This is a genomic window from Streptomyces kunmingensis (genome assembly GCF_039533535.1).
Lineage (GTDB): Bacteria > Actinomycetota > Actinomycetes > Streptomycetales > Streptomycetaceae > Streptomyces > Streptomyces kunmingensis.
The window spans coordinates 372,120-393,398 of record NZ_BAAATS010000027.1 but is presented as its reverse complement, the minus strand read 5'-3'; the positions used below and the strand labels follow the sequence as shown (position 1 = coordinate 393,398).

At 71.5% G+C, this 21,279-nt stretch carries 20 protein-coding genes; 11 read left to right on the top strand and 9 right to left on the bottom strand.

Going from position 1 to position 21,279, the window contains the following annotated elements; translation table 11 throughout:
* The first annotated feature begins 30 nt into the window (after positions 1–30).
* From ABD366_RS30035 to ABD366_RS30025, 3 genes are all read left to right on the top strand, one after another.
* Positions 31–1,200: an AAA family ATPase gene (locus tag ABD366_RS30035; RefSeq protein ID WP_324769219.1), complete on the top strand. Its 1,170-nt coding sequence runs from the start codon at positions 31–33 to the stop codon at positions 1,198–1,200.
* Entirely contained in the window at positions 1,197–1,565 is a 369-nt protein-coding gene (locus ABD366_RS30030) for a nucleotide pyrophosphohydrolase (RefSeq protein WP_324769220.1), read from the top strand. Before ABD366_RS30035 ends, ABD366_RS30030 begins: the two co-directional genes overlap by 4 nt.
* A gap of 118 nt (positions 1,566–1,683) precedes the next feature.
* Positions 1,684–2,175 carry a DUF6099 family protein gene (locus ABD366_RS30025; RefSeq protein ID WP_324769222.1) on the top strand — a complete coding sequence of 164 codons (492 nt, stop codon included), beginning with the start codon at positions 1,684–1,686 and terminating at the stop codon, positions 2,173–2,175.
* Positions 2,176–2,205: 30 nt separating this feature from the next.
* Here the strand turns inward: ABD366_RS30025 and ABD366_RS30020 are convergent, their stop codons facing one another.
* Positions 2,206–2,349 carry a hypothetical protein gene (locus ABD366_RS30020; protein WP_324769223.1) on the bottom strand — a complete coding sequence of 48 codons (144 nt, stop codon included), beginning with the start codon at positions 2,347–2,349 and terminating at the stop codon, positions 2,206–2,208.
* A 170-nt stretch (positions 2,350–2,519) separates the two neighbouring features.
* Between ABD366_RS30020 and ABD366_RS30015 the strand changes: the two genes are divergently transcribed.
* From ABD366_RS30015 to ABD366_RS29990, 6 genes are all read left to right on the top strand, one after another.
* Positions 2,520–3,440: an LLM class F420-dependent oxidoreductase gene (locus tag ABD366_RS30015; protein ID WP_324769225.1), complete on the top strand. Its 921-nt coding sequence runs from the start codon at positions 2,520–2,522 to the stop codon at positions 3,438–3,440.
* A gap of 51 nt (positions 3,441–3,491) precedes the next feature.
* On the top strand, positions 3,492–5,051 hold the full coding sequence (locus tag ABD366_RS30010) for a 3' terminal RNA ribose 2'-O-methyltransferase Hen1 (protein ID WP_324769227.1): 1,560 nt from the start codon (positions 3,492–3,494) through the stop codon (positions 5,049–5,051).
* Positions 5,048–7,615: a polynucleotide kinase-phosphatase gene (locus ABD366_RS30005; RefSeq protein WP_324769228.1), complete on the top strand. Its 2,568-nt coding sequence runs from the start codon at positions 5,048–5,050 to the stop codon at positions 7,613–7,615. The genes ABD366_RS30010 and ABD366_RS30005 overlap by 4 nt, the downstream gene beginning before the upstream one ends.
* A gap of 162 nt (positions 7,616–7,777) precedes the next feature.
* A complete protein-coding gene (locus ABD366_RS30000) occupies positions 7,778–9,013 on the top strand; it encodes an arginine deiminase (RefSeq protein WP_324769229.1) in 1,236 nt (411 codons plus the stop codon).
* Between the two features lie 125 nt (positions 9,014–9,138).
* Positions 9,139–10,155, top strand: a complete 1,017-nt coding sequence (gene argF / locus ABD366_RS29995; protein WP_324769231.1) for an ornithine carbamoyltransferase — start codon at positions 9,139–9,141, stop codon at positions 10,153–10,155.
* Between the two features lie 136 nt (positions 10,156–10,291).
* Entirely contained in the window at positions 10,292–11,755 is a 1,464-nt protein-coding gene (locus ABD366_RS29990) for an amino acid permease (RefSeq protein ID WP_324769233.1), read from the top strand.
* Here ABD366_RS29990 and ABD366_RS29985 read toward each other — a convergent pair.
* Positions 11,712–12,122, bottom strand: a complete 411-nt coding sequence (locus ABD366_RS29985) for an ATP-binding protein (protein ID WP_324769268.1) — start codon at positions 12,120–12,122, stop codon at positions 11,712–11,714. The two genes, ABD366_RS29990 and ABD366_RS29985, sit on opposite strands and share 44 nt — an antisense overlap.
* A gap of 339 nt (positions 12,123–12,461) precedes the next feature.
* On the opposite strand from ABD366_RS29985, the gene ABD366_RS29980 reads away from it, so the two are divergent.
* Together ABD366_RS29980 and ABD366_RS29975 are read left to right on the top strand one after the other, a co-directional pair.
* On the top strand, positions 12,462–13,292 hold the full coding sequence (locus ABD366_RS29980) for an enoyl-CoA hydratase family protein (RefSeq protein ID WP_324769234.1): 831 nt from the start codon (positions 12,462–12,464) through the stop codon (positions 13,290–13,292).
* 7 nt (positions 13,293–13,299) lie between these two features.
* A complete protein-coding gene (locus ABD366_RS29975) occupies positions 13,300–15,600 on the top strand; it encodes a bifunctional salicylyl-CoA 5-hydroxylase/oxidoreductase (RefSeq protein ID WP_324769235.1) in 2,301 nt (766 codons plus the stop codon).
* A gap of 36 nt (positions 15,601–15,636) precedes the next feature.
* Here the strand turns inward: ABD366_RS29975 and ABD366_RS29970 are convergent, their stop codons facing one another.
* From ABD366_RS29970 to ABD366_RS29940, 7 genes are all read right to left on the bottom strand, one after another.
* On the bottom strand, positions 15,637–15,771 hold the full coding sequence (locus ABD366_RS29970; protein ID WP_324769237.1) for a hypothetical protein: 135 nt from the start codon (positions 15,769–15,771) through the stop codon (positions 15,637–15,639).
* 175 nt (positions 15,772–15,946) lie between these two features.
* Positions 15,947–17,161 (bottom strand): sulfate adenylyltransferase subunit 1, encoded by a 1,215-nt coding sequence (locus ABD366_RS29965; RefSeq protein WP_324769269.1) that lies wholly within the window; start codon positions 17,159–17,161, stop codon positions 15,947–15,949.
* A gap of 14 nt (positions 17,162–17,175) precedes the next feature.
* The gene (cysD, locus tag ABD366_RS29960) at positions 17,176–18,096 is read right to left on the bottom strand and encodes a sulfate adenylyltransferase subunit CysD (RefSeq protein WP_324769238.1); all 921 of its coding nucleotides are present in this window, start codon (positions 18,094–18,096) and stop codon (positions 17,176–17,178) included.
* Positions 18,093–18,665, bottom strand: coding sequence for an adenylyl-sulfate kinase (gene cysC / locus ABD366_RS29955; protein WP_324769239.1), 573 nt, complete (start codon positions 18,663–18,665; stop codon positions 18,093–18,095). Before cysC ends, cysD begins: the two co-directional genes overlap by 4 nt.
* Positions 18,662–19,885, bottom strand: a complete 1,224-nt coding sequence (locus ABD366_RS29950; RefSeq protein ID WP_324769240.1) for a glycosyltransferase family 4 protein — start codon at positions 19,883–19,885, stop codon at positions 18,662–18,664. Before ABD366_RS29950 ends, cysC begins: the two co-directional genes overlap by 4 nt.
* Positions 19,882–20,295, bottom strand: a complete 414-nt coding sequence (locus ABD366_RS29945; RefSeq protein WP_324769242.1) for a hypothetical protein — start codon at positions 20,293–20,295, stop codon at positions 19,882–19,884. The genes ABD366_RS29950 and ABD366_RS29945 overlap by 4 nt, the downstream gene beginning before the upstream one ends.
* Positions 20,292–21,182: a sulfotransferase family protein gene (locus ABD366_RS29940; RefSeq protein ID WP_324769243.1), complete on the bottom strand. Its 891-nt coding sequence runs from the start codon at positions 21,180–21,182 to the stop codon at positions 20,292–20,294. Before ABD366_RS29940 ends, ABD366_RS29945 begins: the two co-directional genes overlap by 4 nt.
* Between the last annotated feature and the right edge of the window lie 97 nt (positions 21,183–21,279).

Genomic DNA, 21,279 nt, shown 5'->3' with positions numbered 1-21,279 from the left:
TGCGGACGGCGGGCCCCCTACCGTCACCCCATGACCGTGCTCCACCGGGGCGCGCCCCCGTCGCCAGTCGGCGTCTCCCCGGACCGCCCGAGCGTGACCGAACTCCGCCTCTCGGCCTTCGGCCGCCACCGCGGAGCGACCGTCCCCCTCGGCCCGTTCACCGTCCTGACGGGCCCCAGCGGCAGCGGAAAGTCCAGCGCGCTGCGGGCCCTCGAAGCACTCGCCGGACTCGGTGGCGGAGCGAGCCTGGCGGACGTCTTCCCCGACCCGCGGCGCCACGTCCCCGAACGCGCCAGGCCCGACGCCCAGCACCGCCGCGGCTTCCGTATCGGCTGCACGGTCGACGGGCCGGCCGGACCGGTCCGCCTGGACCTCGCCGTCCAGGCCGAACCCGAACTCCGGGTCGTGGGCGAGCGATTGACCGGCCCCGGCATCACCTACCTCGAGACCGCTCTGCGCGACCCCGGCCGGCGCGATGTCCAGGCCGCCTGGCACACCGCGGGATCCGTGCCCGTGACGCGCGGCCCGCTCCCCGACGACCTGCTCGGCACGGCGCTCCTCCCGCTGCGCGTCGCCGGCCGCACCGAAGGACAGCGGCGGGTCCTCGCCGCCGCCGAACAGGTCGTGGTCGGGCTGCGCTCGGTGTTCCCCTGCGACCCGGCCCCGGACCGCATGCGGGTCCCCGCTCCGAGGCGCGCCGACCGGCTGTCCGGCGGCTGCGACAACCTCGCGAGGGTGCTGCGCCGCACGCGCGCCGAGTGCGGCACCCGGCACGCCCTCCTGGTCACCGCGGCCCGGGCCGGCCTCGCGGGGCGCGTGGCGGACGTGCTCGCCGAACAGACCCCGGAGGGCGCCGTACGGGCCGTCATCGACCGCGGCGACGGTTCGCGCACCCCGGTCGAGCGGCTGGCGGACGGCGAGTTGAGGTACCTGGCCCTCGCCCTCGTCCTGCTCACAGGGCCCCGCGTCCTGGAGGTCGACACGGCGGCCGAGGTGCCCGAGGCCTACCAGAGCCTGACCGTCCTGGCCGACGGTCTCGACCGGGGGCTCGATCCGGTGCAGAGCGCCGAACTCGTCGCGCTGGCGGACCGCATGTGCGCCCGCGGCCACATCCGGCTCGTCGCCGCGGTGGGCGCGGGCGGCGCCGCTGAGGGGGCGGCACGGGCGTGCGGCGCGGCGGTGGTAGACCTGAAGCCGTGACAGACGGAACCGATGACAGGCCCCTGCTCGACGTGGCGACGCTCCAGACCCGGCTCGCGCGCTTCGCCGCCGCCCGGAACTGGGAGCCCTTCCACACCCCGAAGAACCTGGCCGCGGCGCTCAGTGTCGAGGCGGCCGAACTGGTCGAGATCTTCCAGTGGTTGACGCCCGAGCAGTCGGAACGGGTGATGGACGCCCCCGAGTCGGCACATCGCGTCGAGGACGAGGTCGCCGACGTCCTCGCGTATCTGCTGCAACTGTGCGAAGTCCTCGGCATCGACGCGCTGGCCGCCCTCGCGGCGAAGATCGACCGCAACGAGAACCGCTTCCCGGCACCGGCCGAGTGTCACTCTCCGGAGTCATGAAGTTGTTCAGAACGTACGCAGTGTCCACAGATTTCGGGCTTCCTCTGGCTTTTCGTCTCGCGGACCCTCACTCTGGGTAGTGAGCAAGGGAGTTCGGGCAGGACGGACGGGGACGCGGATGGATGCGGTGCGGCTCATCGGGGTCGGCCGACGGGCCCTGGCACAGAGCCAGGACGCGCCGGACATCATGAGGGAGGCGTGGCAGGCACAGGCATTGGCCCAGGCGATCGGCAGTCGACTCGCGCTGCAGGGGCCACCGGAGTTACGAGGCGAGGCGCGCGCCCTCACCGAGGCGGGGGCACGCGGCAGTGGCGGCTCGGTGATCCCGGTGGTGGGCGCGGGCGGCATACGGGCGGCGCAGCTGACCGCGCTGGGCGAGGTGCACGAGGCGCTGCGCGGGCTCGGTGCGCTCCTCGGAGACGTGGGCATCGCGCTCGTCGCCGTGGCGAGCGCGTCCTTCGAGGAAGGGGCCTACTGGCAGTGCATGGAAGCGATCGACGCGGCGGACGAGTCCCGGGACCACGTCCTGGAGATACTGCGGCGACTTCCGCAGTGGGACAGCCGGCCGCGCAGACCGGAGGTGGAGCCCGACTCGGACTCGGCGGCCTGACCGATGCTCTCCCTCAGCGGGGCGGCACCGTCAGACGTCCTCGGGGCCGGGCCGGGAGGTCCAGGGGGCCTGCGGCAGATCGGCGTCGAGCCGCGACAGGTCGGCGTTGAGCGCCGCCATCAGCTGCTCCATCTGCTGGAGCAGCCCTGAGGGCGCACCCTGCTGCTCCGGCACGGTCGCTCCCGGCGCGGCTTGCGACCGGCGGGACCGGTGCGGTTGACGCCCCTCGGACAGTGCAGGACGGATCCGCGCGTGCAGGAGGGATCCGACCGTGCAGGGTGCATCCGGCCGTGCAGGGTGCATCCGGCCGTGCGGGATGGATCCGGACGTGCAGGATGGGGGGTATGGATCTTCGAATTTTCACGGAACCCCAGCAAGGGGCCACCTACGACACGCTCCTGGCCGTGGCCAAGGCGACCGAGGACCTCGGCTTTGACGCCTTCTTCCGCTCGGACCACTACTTGCGCATGGGTACGTCCGACGGGCTCCCCGGTCCGACGGACGCCTGGATCACGCTGGCCGGTCTCGCCCGGGAGACCAAGCGGATCAGGCTCGGCACGCTGATGACCGCCGGCACCTTCCGGCTGCCGGGTGTGCTGGCGATCCAGGTGGCCCAGGTCGACCAGATGTCGGGCGGCCGGGTCGAACTGGGCCTGGGCACGGGCTGGTTCGAGGAGGAGCACAAGGCGTACGGGATCCCGTTCCCGAAGGAGAAGTTCGCGCGGCTGGAGGAGCAGTTGGCGATCGTCACCGGTCTCTGGGCGACCGAGCCCGGGTCCACGTTCAGTCATGACGGCACGCACTACCAGCTGACCGACTCCCCGGCGCTGCCCAAGCCCGCGCAGGGCAAGGTGCCGGTGCTGATCGGCGGGCACGGGCCGACGCGCACGCCGCGGCTGGCGGCGCGGTACGCGGACGAGTTCAACATGCCGTTCGCGTCGATCGAGGACAGCGAGCGGCAATTCGGCCGGGTGCGGGCGGCCGCCGAGCAGGCCGGGCGCGCCGGCGACGACCTGGTGTACTCGAACGCGCTGGTGGCGTGTGTCGGAAAGGACGACGAGGAGGTGAAGCGCAGGGCGGAGACGATCGGCAGGGATGTCGAGGAGCTGAAGGCCAACGGCCTCGCGGGTTCCCCGGCCGAGGTGGTGGACAAGCTGGGCCGGTACGCGGCGATCGGCTCGGGGCGCGTCTACCTCCAGATCCTCGACCTCGACGATCTCGACCACCTGGAACTGATCTCCTCGCAGGTGCAGTCGCAGCTCTAGGAACGGGAAACTCGCTGGCCGGGGGCCGGGCGGCGCGGGAGACTCGGCCTTGTGTTCCTGACGATCAGCACCACCGGCACCCCGGACCGCCCCGCGACCGACCTCGGGTTCCTGCTGCACAAGCATCCCGAGAGCGCGCAGGCGTTTTCCACCTCCTACGGCACCGCGCACGTCCTCTACCCCGAGGCGAGCGCGGAGCGCTGCACGGCCGCGCTGCTCCTGGAGGTCGATCCGGTGGCGCTGGTCCGGCGCGGCAAGGGCAAGGGCCGCGGCGGCGCCCCCGACGCGGCGCTCGCGCAGTATGTGAACGACCGGCCCTACGCCGCGTCGTCGCTGCTCGCGGTCGCGCTGAGCGCCGTGTTCTCCAGCGCGCTGCGCGGAGTCTGCAAGGCGCGGCCCGAGCGCGCCGAGGAGACCCTGCCGCTGCGTATCGAGGTGCCCGCGCTGCCCGCGCGGGGCGGACCCGATCTCGTACGGAAGCTGTTCGAGCCGCTCGGCTGGGCGGTCGAGGCCGAGTCCGTGCCGTTGGACGAGCGGTTCCCCGAGTGGGGTGCGTCGCGGTACGTACGGCTCGTGCTGGAGGGCGAGTTGCGGCTGGCGCAGGCGCTGCGGCACCTGTATGTGCTGCTGCCGGTCCTCGACGACGCCAAGCACTACTGGGTGTCGGCCGACGAGGTCGACAAGCTGTTGCGCGCGGGTGAGGGGTGGCTGGCCGAGCACCCCGAGCAGAAGCTGATCACCAGCCGGTACCTCTCGCGGCGCTGGGCGCTGACCCGGGAGGCGATGGAGCGACTTGAGCTGGTGCGGCTCGCGGACGCCGATGACACGGACGTCGCCGAGATCGACAATGCCGTGGACGAGCAGAGCGACACCGAGGAGCGGCCGGTGCCGCTGGCCGTGCAGCGGCGTGAGGCGATCCTCGCCGCGCTGCACGAGGCGGGTGCGGCACGGGTGCTCGATCTGGGCTGCGGGCAGGGCCAGTTGCTGCAGGCGCTGCTGAAGGATGTGCGGTTCGGCGAGATCGTGGGCGTCGACGTGTCCGTGCGGGCGCTGACCATCGCCGCCCGCCGGCTCAAGCTGGACCGGATGGGGGAGCGGCAGGCCGCGCGCGTGCAGTTGTTCCAGGGGTCGCTCGCGTACACCGACAAGCGGCTGAAGGGGTACGACGCTGCGGTGCTCAGTGAAGTCATCGAGCACCTCGATCTGCCGCGCCTGCCCGCGCTCGAATACGCGGTGTTCGGCTCCGCGCGGCCCCGCACCGTCCTGGTGACGACGCCGAACGTCGAGTACAACGTGCGCTGGGAGACGCTGCCCGCCGGGCACGTCCGGCACGGCGACCACCGGTTCGAGTGGACACGGCAGGAGTTCCGCGACTGGGCGGAGCGCGTGGCCGTCCGGCACGGGTACCGGGTGCGGTACGTGCCGGTCGGGCCCGAGGACGCCGAGGTGGGGCCGCCCACGCAGATGGCCGTGTTCACCCTGACCGACTCGAACGGTACGACCCCGAACGCGCCGACGGGCACTCAGAAGACCGCGCCGACGGGCCCCCAGAAGACGGGCAAGAAAACAGACACCAAGACGGACGAGAAGACGGAGGTGGAGGCCGCATGAGCGACATCAGTACCCGGACCATCGAGAAGGACGACGCACGGACGCTGCCCGTCACCGACCTCTCCCTCGTCGTACTGGTCGGCGCGTCCGGCTCGGGCAAGTCCACCTTCGCGCGGGCCCACTTCGCCTCCACCGAGATCATCTCAAGCGACTTCTGCCGTGGCCTGGTCGCCGACGACGAGAACGACCAGAGCGCCAGCCGTGACGCCTTCGACGTGCTGCACTACATCGCGGGCAAGCGGCTCGCCGCGGGCCGGCTGACCGTCGTCGACGCGACCAACGTCCAGCAGGACGGCCGCCGCCAGCTCGTCGAGCTGGCCCGCAAGTACGACGTGCTGCCGATCGCCATCGTCCTCGACGTCCCCGAGGACGTGTGCGCCGCACGGAACGCGGCCCGCACCGACCGCGCCGACATGCCGCGCCGCGTCATCACCCGCCACACCCGCGAACTGCGCCACTCCCTGCGGCACTTGGAGCGCGAGGGCTTCCGCAAGGTGCATGTGCTGCGCGGGGTCGCGGAAGTCGAGAGTGCGAGTGTCGTGCGCGAGAAGCGGTTCAACGACCTGAGGCACCTCACGGGGCCGTTCGACATCGTCGGCGACATCCACGGCTGCGCGAGCGAACTGGAGACGCTGCTGGAGCAGTTGGGCTACGAGGACGGCGTGCACCCCGAAGGGCGTACCGCCGTGTTCGTCGGCGACCTCGTCGACCGCGGACCCGACACGCCGGGCGTGCTGCGCCGCGTCATGGGGATGGTGAAGGCCGGTTCCGCGCTGTGCGTGCCCGGCAACCACGAGAACAAGCTGGAGCGCTGGCTCAAGGGCAGGAACGTGCAGCACACGCACGGACTCGCCGAGACCGTCGCCCAGTTGGGGAACGAGAGCGAGGATTTCCGCGCCGAGGTGCGCGAGTTCGTCCGCGGACTCGTCAGCCACTACGTCCTCGACGGCGGGAAGCTCGTCGTGTGCCACGCCGGGCTGCCCGAGAAGTACCACGGGCGGACCTCCGGCCGGGTGCGCTCGCACGCGCTGTACGGGGACACGACCGGGGAGACCGACGAGTTCGGCCTGCCCGTGCGCTACCCGTGGGCCGAGGACTACCGGGGCAAGGCGGCCGTGGTCTACGGCCACACCCCGGTCCCCACGGCGACCTGGCTCAACAACACCGTCTGCCTGGACACCGGCGTCGTGTTCGGCGGCAAGCTGACCGCGCTGCGCTGGCCGGAGCGCGAGCTCGTCGACGTACCGGCCGAGCAGGTCTGGTACGAGCCGGTCCGGCCGCTGGCGTCCGAGGCGCCCGGCGGGCACGAGGGCAGACCGCTCGACCTGGCCGACGTGCACGGCCGCCGCACCGTGGAGACCCGGCACACCGGCCGGGTCACCGTACGCGAGGAGAACGCGGCGGCGGCCCTTGAAGTCATGAGCCGCTTCGCGGTCGACCCGCGTCTGGTGCCGTACCTGCCGCCGACGATGGCGCCCACCGCCACGTCGTCGCAGGACGGCTACCTGGAGCACCCGGCCGAGGCGTTCGCCCAGTACGCGGCCGACGGGGTGACCCGCGTCGTGTGCGAGGAGAAGCACATGGGGTCGCGGGCCGTGGCGCTCGTCTGCAAGGACGCGGAGGCGGCGCGCGAGCGGTTCGGGGTGGAGGACGGCTCGGTGACGGGCTCCCTCTACACGCGGACCGGACGCCCGTTCTTCGACAGCCGGGAGGTGACCGAGGAGGTCCTTGGCCGGGTCCGTGACGCGGTCGGCGAGGCCGGGCTGTGGGACGAGCTCGACACCGACTGGCTGCTGCTCGACGCCGAGTTGATGCCCTGGTCGCTCAAGGCGTCCGGGCTGCTGCGCTCGCAGTACGCGGCGGTCGGCGCGGCCTCCGGCGCCGTCTTTCCCGGCGTGCTCGGCGCGCTGGAGACGGCGGCCGCGCGCGGCGTCGACGTGGGCGGGCTGCTGAGCCGCCAGCGCGGGCGGGCCGCGGACGCCGCCGCGTTCACGGACGCGTACCGGCGCTACTGCTGGAGCACGGACGGGCTCGACGGGGTACGGCTCGCGCCGTTCCAGATACTCGCCGCGCGGGGCCGGTCGCTGGCCGGGCTGCCGCACGACGAGCAGCTCGCGCTCATCGACCGGATGGTCGAGCACGACGGGAGCGGCCTGCTCCAGACCACGCGGCGGCTGTACGTGGAGACGGGGGACCCGGAGTCCGTGCGGGCCGGCGTCGACTGGTGGCTGGAGATGACCGGGCGCGGCGGCGAGGGCATGGTAGTCAAGCCCGTCGGGGCGCTGGTCAGGGACGAGAAGGGACGGCTCGTGCAGCCCGGCGTCAAGTGCCGGGGGCGGGAGTACCTGCGGATCATCTACGGGCCGGAGTACACGCGGCCGGAGAACCTGGCGAAGCTGCGCCAGCGGTTCCTCGGGCACAAGCGGAGTCTTGCCATCAGGGAGTACGGGCTGGGGGTCGAGGCGCTGGAGCGGCTGGGGGAGGGGGAGCCGTTGTGGCGGGTGCATGAGGCGGTGTTCGCGGTGCTGGCCTTGGAGTCCGAGCCGGTTGATCCTCGGCTCTGAGGGGTTCTGAGGGGATCAGCCCCTCCGGCGATTGAGGAGCGGGGCCCGGGGCAGAGCCCCGGGGCCCGCGCGCCGTCGCCGGTCGAGGATTCTGTGCGGGTGCACCACCGTCGTGGTTGCTCGCGCAGTTCCCCGCGCCCCTGGCGGGGCAATGATGACCGCATGGGACTTCACGTGGACTCCGAGGCCGGGCGGCTGCGCCGCGTCATTCTGCACCGGCCCGATCTGGAGCTGAAGCGGCTCACGCCCAGCAACAAGGACCAGCTCCTCTTCGACGACGTGCTGTGGGTGCGGCGCGCCCGGCAGGAGCACGACGGGTTCGCCGACGTGCTGCGCGACCGGGGCGTCACCGTGCACCTCTTCGGCGATCTGCTCGTCGAGACACTGGAGTCCGACGCGGCCCGTTCCCTCGTCCTGGACCGGGTCTTCGACGAGAAGGAGTACGGCCCGCTCGCCACCGGAGCGCTGCGGGCCGCCTTCGAGACGCTGCCCGCGCGGGAGCTGGCCGAGGCGCTGATCGGCGGCATGACGAAGCGGGAGTTCCTCGACCGGCATGCCGAGCCGACGTCCGTCCGGTTCCATGTCATGGAGCTCGACGACTTCCTGCTCGGGCCGCTGCCCAACCACCTCTTCACCCGCGACACCTCCGCCTGGATCTACGACGGTGTCTCCATCAACGCCATGCGGTGGCCGGCCCGGCAGCGCGAGACCGTCCACTTCGAGGCGATCTACCGGCACCATCCGCTCTTCCGTGACGAGAACTTCCACGTGTGGTCCGAGGGGCAGGCCGACTTCCCGAGCACGATCGAGGGCGGCGACGTCCTCGTGATCGGGCAGGGCGCCGTGCTGATCGGGATGAGCGAGCGCACCACGCCCCAGGCCGTCGAGATGCTCGCCCACAAGCTGTTCGCGGCGGGCTCGGCGCGGACCATCGTCGCGCTCGACCTTCCGAAGCGGCGGGCGCTGATGCATCTGGACACCGTGATAACGATGGTCGACGGTTCGACGTTCACGCAGTACGCGGGGCTCGGCATGCTGCGCTCGTACACCATCGAGCCGGGCGGCTCGGCGCGGGAGCTGAAGGTCACCGACCATCCGCCGGAGCACATGCACCGGGCCATCGCCGCGGCGCTCGGGCTGAGCGCGATCCGCGTGCTGAGCGCCAGCCAGGACGTGCACGCCGCCGAGCGCGAACAGTGGGACGACGGCTGCAACGTCCTCGCGGTGGAACCCGGTGTCGTGGTCGCGTACGAACGGAACGCGACCACGAACACGTATCTGCGCAAACAGGGCATCGAAGTGATCGAGATCCCCGGCAGCGAACTGGGCCGCGGGCGGGGCGGGCCGCGGTGCATGAGCTGCCCGGTCGAGAGGGACCCGGTGACTGCGGCACCATGACGGTGGCGGGGCGAGGGCGGTGACGGCGTCCGGGTCGACGTGAGCGTATATAAATGTGGAAGGTCGTATAGACTTCCATGGTTCTCTTGTTCTGCCCGTCCCCGTCGTATCCCAGGAGCGCCCCCATGGCGACTGACCAGCGTCCCGACCTCACCGGCCGCCACTTCCTCAAGGAGGCGGACTTCACCGCCGAGGAGTTCCGCGGTCTGGTCGGCCTGGCCGCGGAGCTGAAGGCCGCCAAGAAGGCGGGCACGGAGCCGCAGTACCTGCGCGGGAAGAACGTCGCGCTGATCTTCGAGAAGTCCTCGACCCGCACCCGCTGCTCCTTCGAGGTGGCCGCCGCCGACCAGGGCGCCTCCACGACGTACCTCGACCCCTCCGGCTCGCACATAGGCAAGAAGGAGTCGAGCAAGGACACCGCCCGGGTGCTCGGCCGGATGTTCGACGCCATCGAGTTCCGCGGCGATGCGCAGGACACCGTCGAGACGCTCGCCGAGCACGCGGGCGTCCCCGTCTACAACGGGCTGACCGACGACTGGCACCCCACCCAGATGCTCGCCGACGTCCTGACGATGACCGAGCACAGCGACAAGCCGCTGACGGACATGGTCTTCGCGTACCTCGGCGACGCCCGGTTCAACATGGGGAACTCCTACCTCGTCACCGGCGCCCTGCTGGGCATGGACGTACGGATCGTCGCGCCCCGGTCCTACTGGCCCGCGGACGAGGTCGTCGCCAAGGCGCGCGAGCTGGCCGCGGGCAGCGGCGCCCGCATCACGCTCACCGAGTCCGTCGAGGAAGGCGTCGCGGGCGCCGACTTCGTCGTCACCGACGTCTGGGTGTCCATGGGGGAGCCGGAGGAGGTCTGGGACGAGCGCATCAAGTCGCTCACGCCGTACGCGGTGACCATGGACGTGCTGCGCGCCACGGGGAACGCGGACGTGAAGTTCCTGCACTGCCTGCCCGCCTTCCACGACCTCGGTACCAAGGTCGGGCGCGAGATCCACGCCAAGTACGGTCTGGAGTCGCTCGAGGTCACCGACGAGGTCTTCGAGTCGGCGCACTCCGTCGTCTTCGACGAGGCCGAGAACCGGATGCACACCATCAAGGCCGTCATGGTCGCCACGCTCGGCCAGAAGTAACACGTCACACCCAAGCCCGCACAACCGTTCACACTGGTGGGGCGGAACACCCTCCCCAGCCCCACCAGCCGCGGCCCACCCCGTCGCACCCCCACCGCCTCACAAAGCGCACCACAAGAAAAGAGCTCCACCCCCCATGTCGCCGTCGCCGTCGCCGACCCCCACCGGCCTGCGCATCAAGTCCCCCGAGTCCCTCCTCGCCGAGTCCGGCGCCGACCTGGAGGGGCACGGCCTCAAGCGCACGATGGGGCTCTTCCAGCTCGTGTGCTTCGGGGTCGGCGCGATCGTCGGCACCGGCATCTTCGTCGGCCTGTCCGACACGGTCGCCGAGGCCGGGCCCGCCGTCGTCATCTCGTTCGTGCTCGCCGGGATCACCTGCATCTTCACGGCGTTCTCCTTCGCCGAGCTGGGCGGCGCGATCCCGGTCTCCGGTTCCTCGTACTCGTTCGCCTACGCGACCCTCGGCGAGCGCGTCGCGTTCCTCGTCGGCTGGTGCCTGCTCCTGGAGTACGGCGTCTCGGTCTCGGCCGTCGCCGTCGGCTGGAGCCAGTACCTGAACGAGCTGCTCAACAGCCTCATCGGATGGCAGCTGCCCGAGGCGCTGTCCGCCGGACCCGGCGACGGCGGCATCGTCAACCTGCCCGCCGTCATCGTGATCCTGATGGCCGCCACGCTCCTGGTGCGCGGCATCCGCGAGAGCGCGCGGGCCACCGCCGCCATGGCGATCCTCAAGATCGGCATCCTGATCGCGTTCTGCGCGATCGGCTTCAGCGCCTTCGAGGCGGGCCATCTGACACCGTTCATGTCGGCCGGTATCGGCGGCCTCACCTCCGGCGCCTCCCTCGCCTTCTTCTCGTACATCGGCTTCGACGCGATCACCACGGCCGGCGAGGAGGTCAAGAACCCGCGGCGGAACATTCCGATCGCGATCCTGATCTGCATCGGAGTCGTGACGCTGCTGTACTGCGCCGTCGCCGTCGCGGCCATCGGCGCGCTCGGCGCGGACGCCGTCGGCGACAAGCCCGCCGCGCTCTCCCTCGTCGTCAACCAGGTCACGGACTCCACCGTCGGCGGCGGCATCATCGCGTTCGGCGCGGTCGTCGCCATCGCCTCCGTCGTGCTCGCGGTGATGTACGGGCAGACCCGCATCCTGCTGTCGATGTCCCGGGACGGGCTGATCCCGCGGGTCTTCGAGCGGGTCTCCCCGAAGACGTCGACGCCCGTCGCCAACACCTGGATCGTCGCGCTCGTCTTCGCGGTCCCGGCGGCCTTCTCGTCACTGGACGCCGTGGTCAATCTGACCACCATCGGCACGCTCGCCACCATGGCCGCCGTCAACGTCGCCGTCGTCGCCCTGCGCCGCTCGCACGCGGGCCTCCCGCGCTCGTTCCGGGTGCCGCTGTACCCGCTCAGCCCGGCCCTCGGCGTGGCGATGTGCCTCTACCTGATCTGGGGGACGGGCTGGACGACCTGGGTCCAGTTCGTGGTGTTCCTCGCCGTGGGAGCGCTGGTCTACGCGTTCTACGGCCGCCGGCACTCGCGGCTCGGCGAGGCCGCTACTCCGACGGCGGGCGCTGGCGCGGAACCGCGGGAAGGGTGAACCAGACCGCCTTGCCGGACGCGGTGGGGCGGTGCCCGCACGACGAACTGAGCGTGCGGATGAGGAGCAGCCCGCGGCCGTGCTCCTGCCACGGGTCGGGCATCTCGGCGTCGTCCGGGTTGGTGAGATCCGCGGGCGGCGACGGGTCCGGGTCGTGCACCTCGACCTGGCAGGCGGTCTCCAGGAGCTCCACCACCAGCTCGATGGGGGTCTCGCCCGTCGTGTGCTCCACCGCGTTCGCCACCAGCTCCGCCGTGAGCAGCTCGGCGGTGTCCGCGCAGGTCGCCGGAGACTCGATCTCGGCCAGGGCGGTGCGGACGAGGGCACGCGCGACCGGTACGGCGGCGGCCGTGTGCGGCAGGGCCATCCGCCACGACGTGGGGATGGGCGGGCCGGAGGGAGGGGGCAAGGCGAGTCCTGAGTGGGATGGCTCGGGGACGGGCTGGAGGAAGCGGGACGGAAGACATCTCGGGGCGCCGTCCTGCTTTCAACTTTATGAATGGTACGGCGTGCGCCGATAGAGGCTCCCGGTGGTGTTCCTCGGGACATTGGGCCCTATGGGCCGACGCGGGGCTTATGCCGGGTCGCAGGCCGCCGATCACGAGGTCTATCGCGTTCTGCTGACGGCAGTCACGAACCGGTGATAACTTCGAACGATAGCCGCCGCGAACGCCCGCCACGCCCGCCCGTAGGAGGCCGCACGCGTATGAGTCCCTTCACCGGCTCCACTCCGCGCACCGAGACCTGGCGCCATCTGGCCTACGCCGTGGACGCACGCGGCGTCGCGACCGTCACGCTCGCCCGGCCCGAGAAGCTCAACGCCCTCACCTTCGGTGCCTACGCCGACCTGCGCGACCTGCTCGCCGAGCTGAGCCGCGAGAAGACGGTCCGCGCCCTCGTCCTCACCGGGCAGGGGCGCGGCTTCTGCTCCGGCGGTGACGTCGACGAGATCATCGGCGCCACCCTCGCCATGGACACCGCCCAGCTGCTCGACTTCAACCGGATGACGGGCCAGGTGGTGCGGGCCGTCCGGGAGGCGCCGTTCCCCGTGATCGCGGCCGTGCACGGGGTCGCCGCGGGCGCGGGCGCCGTCCTCGCCCTGGCCGCCGACTTCCGGGTCGCCGACCCGAGCGCCCGCTTCGCGTTCCTGTTCACCAAGGTCGGCCTGTCCGGCGGTGACATGGGAGCGGCCTATCTGCTGCCGCGCGTCGTCGGCCTCGGCCACGCCACCCGGCTGCTGATGCTCGGCGACCCCGTCCGCGCCCCGGAGGCCGAACGGATCGGCCTCATCAGCGAGTTGACCGACGAGGGCCGGGCCGACGAGGCGGCGCTCGCCCTCGCCCAGCGGCTCGCCGAAGGGCCCGCCCTCGCGTACGCCCAGACGAAGGCCCTGCTCACCGCCGAACTCGACATGCCGCTCTCCGCGGCCGTCGAGATGGACGCGGCGACGCAGGCGCTCCTCATGAACGGCGAGGACTACGCCGAGTTCCACGCCGCCTTCACCGAGAAGCGGCCGCCCAAGTGGCAGGGGAGGTGAGTCCGCGGTGAGTACGCGGGCGACCACGCGCGCACAGCGCATCGCCGTCGTCGGCGGCGGACCGGGCGGCCTGTACGCCGCCGCGCTCCTCAAGCGTCTCGCCCCGGACCGCGAGATCACGGTCTGGGAGCGCAACGCACCTGACGACACCTTCGGCTTCGGCGTCGTCCTCTCCGACGAGACCCTCGGCGGCATCGAGCACGCCGACCCGGTCGTGTACGCGGCCCTGCGGGACGAGTTCGTGCGCTGGGACGACATCGACGTGGTGCACCGGGGCGTGCGCCACACCTCGGGCGGCCACGGCTTCGCGGCCCTCGGCCGGCGCCGGCTCCTGGAGATCCTGCAGGACCGCTGCCGCCGGCTCGGCGTCGACCTGCGCTTCCGCACGGAGGCACCACCGGCCGACGCGCTGCGCGCCGCGTACGACCTGGTCATCGCCGCCGACGGTGTGCACAGCCGGACCCGTGAGACGTACGCCGACGCGTTCGGCCCGCACATCGAGGAGCATCGCAACCGCTACATCTGGCTCGCCGCCGACTTCGCCTTCGAGGCGTTCCGCTTCGAGATCGCGGAGACCGAGCACGGGGTGATGCAGCTGCACGGCTACCCGTTCAGCGACCGCGAGTCCACGGTCATCGTGGAGATGCGGGAGGAGGTGTGGCGGGCGGCCGGGTTCGCGGACCTGGACGTGCGCGAGACGACCGAACGCGCCGCCAAGGTCTTCACCGACGCGCTCGGCGGGCGGTCCCTGCGGTCCAACAACTCCGCCTGGCTCACCTTCCGCACCGTCGTCAACGACCGCTGGTCGCACGGCAATTGCGTACTCATCGGGGACGCCGCGCACACCGCCCACTTCTCCATCGGCTCCGGCACCAAGCTCGCCGTCGAGGACGCCCTCGCACTCGCCGCGTGTCTGCACGAACACCCCACGATCGAGGGTGCGTTGCAGGCGTACGAGGCCGAGCGCAGGCCCGTCGTCGCCTCCACGCAGCGCGCGGCGCGGGCCAGCCTGGAATGGTTCGAGGACCTGTCGCGCCATCTCGGGCAGCCACCACGGCAGTTCGCCTTCAACCTGCTCACTCGCAGCCGCCGGGTCACGCACGACAATCTGCGGCTGCGTGACGCCCGCTTCACCGCGGCGGTCGAGGAGGAGTTCGGCTGCCCCGCGGACACGCCCCCGATGTTCACGCCGTTCCGGTTGCGAGGGCTGCGCCTGCGCAACCGGGTGGTCGTCTCCCCGATGGACATGTACTCGGCGGCGGACGGTGTCCCCGGCGACTTCCACCTCGTCCATCTCGGGGCGCGGGCCCTCGGCGGGGCGGGCCTCGTCATGACGGAGATGGTGTGCGTCAGCGCCGAGGGCCGGATCACCCCGGGCTGCGCCGGCCTCTACACCTCCGCACAGGCCGCGGCCTGGGGCCGGATCACCGAGTTCGTGCACACGCGGGCGCCCGGTACGGCGATCGGCGTCCAGCTCGGGCACGCGGGCCGCAAGGGTTCCACCCGGCTCATGTGGGAGGGCATGGACGAGCCGCTCCCCGCAGCGGAGGACAACTGGCCGTTGGTGGCGGCGTCCGCGCTCCCGTACAAGCCCGGCAGCCAGATCCCGCACGAGCTGACGGCCGGTGAGATGGCCGTTATACGCGAGGAGTTCGTGGCGGCGGCGCGGCGGGCGGCCGGGTCCGGGTTCGACCTCCTGGAGCTGCACTGCGCGCACGGGTACCTGCTGTCCGGGTTTCTGTCGCCGCTGACGAACCGGCGCACGGACGGGTACGGGGGTTCGCCAAAAGGGCGGCTGCGGTTCCCGCTGGAGGTGTTCGACGCGGTGCGCGCGGTGTGGCCGGAGGACCGGCCCATGACCGTACGGATCTCCGCGACGGACTGGGCCGAGGGCGGCACGAGCGCCGAGGACGCGGTCGCGATCGCGCGGGCGTTCGCCGCGCACGGGGCCGACGCGATCGATGTGTCCACGGGGCAGGTCGTGGACGGGGAGCGGCCCGCGTACGGACGGTCCTACCAGGTTCCGTACGCCGACCGGATCCGCGGGGAGACCGGTGTCCCGGTGATCTCGGTCGGTGCGATCTCGTCCTGGGACGACGTCAACTCCCTGCTTCTGGCGGGCCGTACGGACCTGTGCGCACTGGCTCGCCCTCACCTCTACGACCCGAACTGGACGCTGCACGCTGCCGCGGAGCAGGGGTATGCGGGGCCGGGGGTGATATGGCCCCAGCCGTACGCGGCCGGAAGCCGCCGCCCCCAGACGGGCCGCCTGGACGCTCCGAAGCCGCGCCTGGTTCTGCCTGGCTGACGTTCCCGGGGGCGCCGCTGGTGGCTCTCCGAAGAGTCAGCCGGACGGCCTCTCGGCCAGAGCCGCGGCGACCGCCTCGCTCTCTCCCCGCGCGGTCATGAGCAGCAGCTCGACGACCGCGTCCCAGGAGGAGAGCGACACGTCCACCGGCTCGGGTGCAGGACGTCCCACCAGGGGCTGCCGGAGGTGTGCTGATAACGGGGGACGAGGTTCTGCGTCGTAGATTCGTACGCGACCGCGAGAATCCAACTCGCGAACACGTCGTCAAGCCCAGGGGGCCGGGGTGGCGCCTGCGCAACCAGTGAACGGGGCTTGATTCGATCCGGGCAGGCGCCGGGTCATGTCTTCAGCGGGGCAGCTCCGCCATCCCCGCCGTCAGGGTCGTCCCGTCCGCCGGGTCCAGCAGCAAGAACGCCCCGGTCCACCGGATCTCCGCATAATCGTCGACGACAACCGGTTCGGCCGTGCGCAGCACCACATGGCCCAGGTCGTTCGCCGTCAACCGGTCGGCGTCGGCGAGGGACCTGACGATCGCCTTCACCGTGCGCGTGGTGTGCCGCAGCAGGACACGCTGTCCGACCACGAGCGGCTCGTCCGCCAGATGGCAGACCGCACCTCGGATGTCCCGCGTGACCGAGGGGGCCGGGCCGGTCGACGGTGCCAGCAGGTCGCCCCGGGCCACGTCCAGCTCATCGGCAAGACGGGCCGTCAGGGACTCCCCGGCCCGCGCCGCGTCCACCGCCGTGCCCAGGACGTCGAGGGCCGCGATCGTCGACGTACGGCCTGAGGGGTGGACGGTGATCGGGTCGCCGACGCGTAGCGTGCCGGACGCCAACTGGCCCGCGTAGTAGCGGGATTCGTCGTGCCGGATGACGTACTGGACCGGAAAGCGCGCCGGTGTGTCGGGCGCGGCGGCGGCGACCGGCACCGTCTCCAGGTGTTCGAGCACGGTCGGGCCGCCGTACCAGTCCATGTGTGCGGACGGATCGACGATGTTGTCGCCGGCGAGCGCGGAGACCGGGATCGCCGTGACACGCGGCACGCCGAGTTCCGTGGCGTAGGCGGTGAACTCCTCGGCTGTCGCGGCGAACACGGCCTCCTCGTAGCCGACCAGGTCCATCTTGTTCACGGCCAGGACGAGGTGCGGGACGCGCAGGAGGGCGGCGATGGCCGCGTGCCGGCGGGTCTGTTCGACGACGCCGTTGCGGGCGTCGACGAGGATGATGGTCAGCTCGGCGGTGGAGGCGCCCGTGACCATGTTCCGGGTGTACTGCACGTGGCCGGGGGTGTCGGCGAGGATGAAGCGGCGGCGCGGGGTCGCGAAGTAGCGGTAGGCGACGTCGATCGTGATGCCTTGCTCGCGTTCGGCGCGCAGGCCGTCGGTGAGCAGGGCCAGATCGGGTGTCCCCGTGCGGGAGATCGACTCCAGCTGGTCGGCGAGGACCGACTTCGAGTCGTGCAGCAGACGGCCCACGAGCGTGGACTTGCCGTCGTCGACCGAGCCCGCCGTGGCGAGCCGCAACGTACCGGCTTCGGTGGCAGAGGACATGGGAGTGGACATGGGAGTGGACATGGCTAGAAGTACCCTTCGCGTTTGCGGTCTTCCATCGCGGCCTCGGACATCTTGTCGTCCGCGCGCGTGGCACCCCGCTCGGTGAGGCGGGACGCCGCGATCTCGGCGATGACCTGCTCAAGCGTCTCCGCGTCGGAGTCGACGGCGCCGGTGCAGGACATGTCGCCGACGGTGCGGTAGCGGACCTGGCGTTTCTGCGGGGTCTCGCCGTCCTTCGGGCCGCCCCACTCGCCGGCGGTCAGCCACATGCCGTCGCGGCTGAAGACCTCGCGGCGGTGGGCGAAGTAGATCGACGGCAGCGCGACGCGTTCGCGGGCGATGTACTGCCACACGTCCAGCTCGGTCCAGTTGCTCAAAGGAAACACGCGGACGTGCTCGCCGGGCGCGTGGCGGCCGTTGTAGAGCTGCCACAGCTCGGGGCGCTGGCGGCGCGGGTCCCACTGCGAGAACTCGTCGCGCAGCGAGAACACCCGCTCCTTGGCGCGCGCCTTCTCCTCGTCGCGCCGCCCGCCGCCGAACACCGCGTCGAACCGCTCGTGCCGGATCTTCTCGGTCAGAGGGAGGGTCTGGAGCGGATTGCGGGTGCCGTCCGGGCGCTCCTTCAGCACGCCGCGGTCCAGATAGTCCTGCACCGACGCCACATGCAGCGTGAGTCCGTGGGCGTCGACCACACGGTCGCGGTAGGCGAGGACCTCGGGGAAGTTGTGCCCCGTGTCGACGTGCAGGAGAGGGAAGGGTACGGGCGCCGGCGCGAACGCCTTCAGCGCCAGATGCAGCATGAGGATCGAGTCCTTGCCGCCGGAGAAGAGAATCACCGGCCGCTCGAACTCGCCCGCCACCTCGCGGAAGATGTGCACCGCCTCGGACTCCAGCACGTCCAGATGGCTCGGAGCACCTTGGGAAACAGAAGGGGACGTACTCATATCAGGGCCCTCGCCGCCATCACCGCACGCACCGAGTCCGCCGACTCCCGCGGCGTCTGGGCTTGCGTCTCCAGGATCAGATCGGGGGAGACCGGCGGCTCGTACGGGTCGTCCACCCCGGTCAGCCCCTTGAGCGCGCCCGCCGCCTGACGCGCGTACAGGCCCTTCACGTCGCGTTCGCTGCACACCTCCAGGGGTGTGGCGACATGGATCTCGAGGTATGCGGTGCCGCTCGCGTCGTGCCGCTTGCGCACCGCCTCGCGGCTGTCCGCGTAGGGGGCGATGACGGGGACGACGGCGAACACGCCGTTGCGGGCGAGGACTTCGGCGACCAGGCCGATGCGCTGCACGTTCGTGTTGCGGTCCTCGCGGCTGAAGCCGAGGCCCGCCGACAGGAAGCGGCGGATCTCGTCGCCGTCGAGCACCTCGACGCGGTGGCCCTCCGTGCGCAGCCGCCCGGCGAGGGCCCGCGCCACGGTCGTCTTGCCCGAACTGGGCAGCCCCGTCAGCCAGATCGTGGCTCCCCGGGCGGGGCCCTGTGGGGTCCGGGCGGTCGTGGCCGTTGTCATACGTGCAGTCCTTCCGCGGCGCCGGACACGGGCCGCTTGCCAGCAGGGTCGGTCAGTTCGGTGAAGAGGGCCTCCCAGCGCGGATGCACCGCGTCGGGTCCGTAGGCCGCGGCCGTCAGGAGCGCCGCCGTGCCCATCTGCGCGCGCAGTTCGCGGTCGCCCATCAGGCGGCCGAGCGCGTCGGCGAGGGCGTCGGGGTCCTGCTCCGGCACGAGCAGCCCGTCCACGCCGTGCGTGAGCACGTCGGAGGGGCCCGTCGGGCAGTCGAAGGAGACCACCGGGAGCGCGTGGCTCATCGCCTCGATCATCACCATCGGCAACCCCTCGAAGCGTGAACTCAGCACGTACAGCGAGGACTTGGCGAGTTCGTCGTCGAGCCGGTCTGTGTGGCCCATCAGGAGGACGTGGTTGTAGAGATGGTGCTCCTCGATGAGGGCGCGCAGCTGCGCTTTCTTCTCGCCGCTCCCGTAGATCCGCAGCTGCCAGTCTGGGTAGGTCTCGACGAGCTTCGCCCACGCGGGGATCAGCAGGTCGAAGCCCTTCTGCGGGAAGAGCCGGCCCGCCGCGACCACGATCTTCGCACCGTGGTCAGAGAGGGTCTGGTCCAGCGAGTGCACGGCGTTCGGGATGCGCACGACGCGGGCGGCGGGCAGCAGCCGCGCGTACTCGGCGCGGTCCCGCTCCGTCAGCACCGCGACCGCGTCGAACCGTTCGTACGTCTCGACGATGCGCCGCTGTACGTCGGGCCGGTGCGTGCCGTGGTTCATGTGCTCCTGGGCCACGCGCACGACGCCGTTCGTGGCATGCGCGGCCGACAGGAAGTTCAGGGCCGGGCGGGTCGTGACGAGGACCCCGTCGGTGAGGGAGCGCAGATAGGTGCCGAGAGCGAGCTCGAGGCGCCGGTCGAAGTACCGGTAGCCGAACTCGCCGCGGGGGATCTCCCGCGCGGGCCGGTCGGCCTGCCTCTCGCGCCTGCGCGCCCGCCACCAGCCGGCGAGCCCGCGCTCCTCGGCCCGCTCCTCGCGCAGATCGACGACCGTGGTCACGGGGACCCGCTCGTCCAGCGGGAACTGCACGGCGTCGCGGCGCCGCACCGCGCTGACGATCTCCACGTCCCAGCCCGCGGCCACCAGGGAGCTGGCCTGGTTGAAGACGGTGCGGATGGTGCCGCCGCGGCCGTAGGCGTGCAGCAGCAGATAGCGAATGCGGGGCGAGGTCATGAGCGGCACTCCAGCGACAGGTTGTCCTCGACCGTGAAGTACGGCCGTACGCCGAAGCCCGCGCCCGGGACCTGCTGTCGCGGGTAGACGAGCACGGCCTTCTTGCCGCGGATGTCGTCGAGCTTGCGGCCGACCCGCAGCCGCAGACCGCCGTCCGTGAGATGCAGATCCCACTGGTCGCTGCCGGTGAAGCCGTCGTACGCGGCCAGGTCCGTCACCGGCCACCCGCACGCGAAGCGGTCGCCGCGCAGGTCGGCGCCGTAGCGCAGGACGTGATCGGTGCGCGAGCGGCGGGTCAGCAGCAGCCGCCACCCCTCGCCGGCGCCCGCGGCCAGGCCGTACAGGCGGCCGACGACCCTGATGTGCCCGTCCCGCGGCCACACCTGCTCGACCTCGGCATGGGGCTTCACTTGAGGTACCCCCAGGCCTTGCACATGGGCCGCAGGAGTTCGGGGATCTCGTCGTCCGACGGGAGTGGCCGGCCCCGCTGCACGCTGCCGGTGCGGATCTTGTCGCGCCAGTCGCCGAGGCCCTTCTGGATCTGCGTGTCGTCGCGGGCGCCGTACTCCAGCATCGACGGCTCGAAGTCCACGCCGAGGAAGTCGCACAGCCCGCGCAGCTTCTTCTCGGGGTCCTCGGTGAGTTCCTCGTAGCGCAGGGTGTGACCGCCGGGGAGGCCCTTGCGGGCGTGGTCGACGGCCGTCATGTAGCGCAGCGCGTCGGCGCACGCCTCCTCGTACGTCCGCTTCTGCGGGTCGCCCTCGTGCCAGGAGCGGGCGATGGAGACGGGGTGGCGCAGCAGGAAGACGAAGCGCGCGCTGGGCCAGCAGTCCCGGATCCGCTGGTAGACGAAGGCGTTGCTGGGGGTCTTCTCGACGAGGAAGTCCTTGCCGGATTTGGCGAGTTCGCGGTGCAGGACGCGGTCCCACAGCAGGTGTTCCAGATCGCCGCGGCCGAGGTCCAGGGCGTCCATGGCCCGTTCGGACAGCTTGCTGCCGTAGCCGACTTCCAGGCGGCGGATGTGCAGTTCGTGCGGGGCGTGCAGGCGCGGGTGCGCGTCGAGCAGCATCCGCAGCAGCGTCGAACCCGAGCGCACCGGCGACATGATGAAGACCGGCCGTCGCAGCAGCCGGTCGGTCGCGAGGTCGTCGGTACATCGGTACTCGGGAGCCGGCCGCTTCGCGGGTCTCGGGGCCCCGGCCGGCGAGGGCGTCGCACGCGGTGCGCTCCCTGCCCGGCGGACCTCGAGTCCCGTGGCCGCGGACAGGGCCCGGTTCAGATTGCGCTTCAGGCTCATGCGTCCCGACGCTAAAGGCGCATTCTGAGAAGAGGCACGGAGAAACCTGAGGGTTCCCTTAGCACCCTTTCATGTGGCACGGATCACTCCGCGCGCG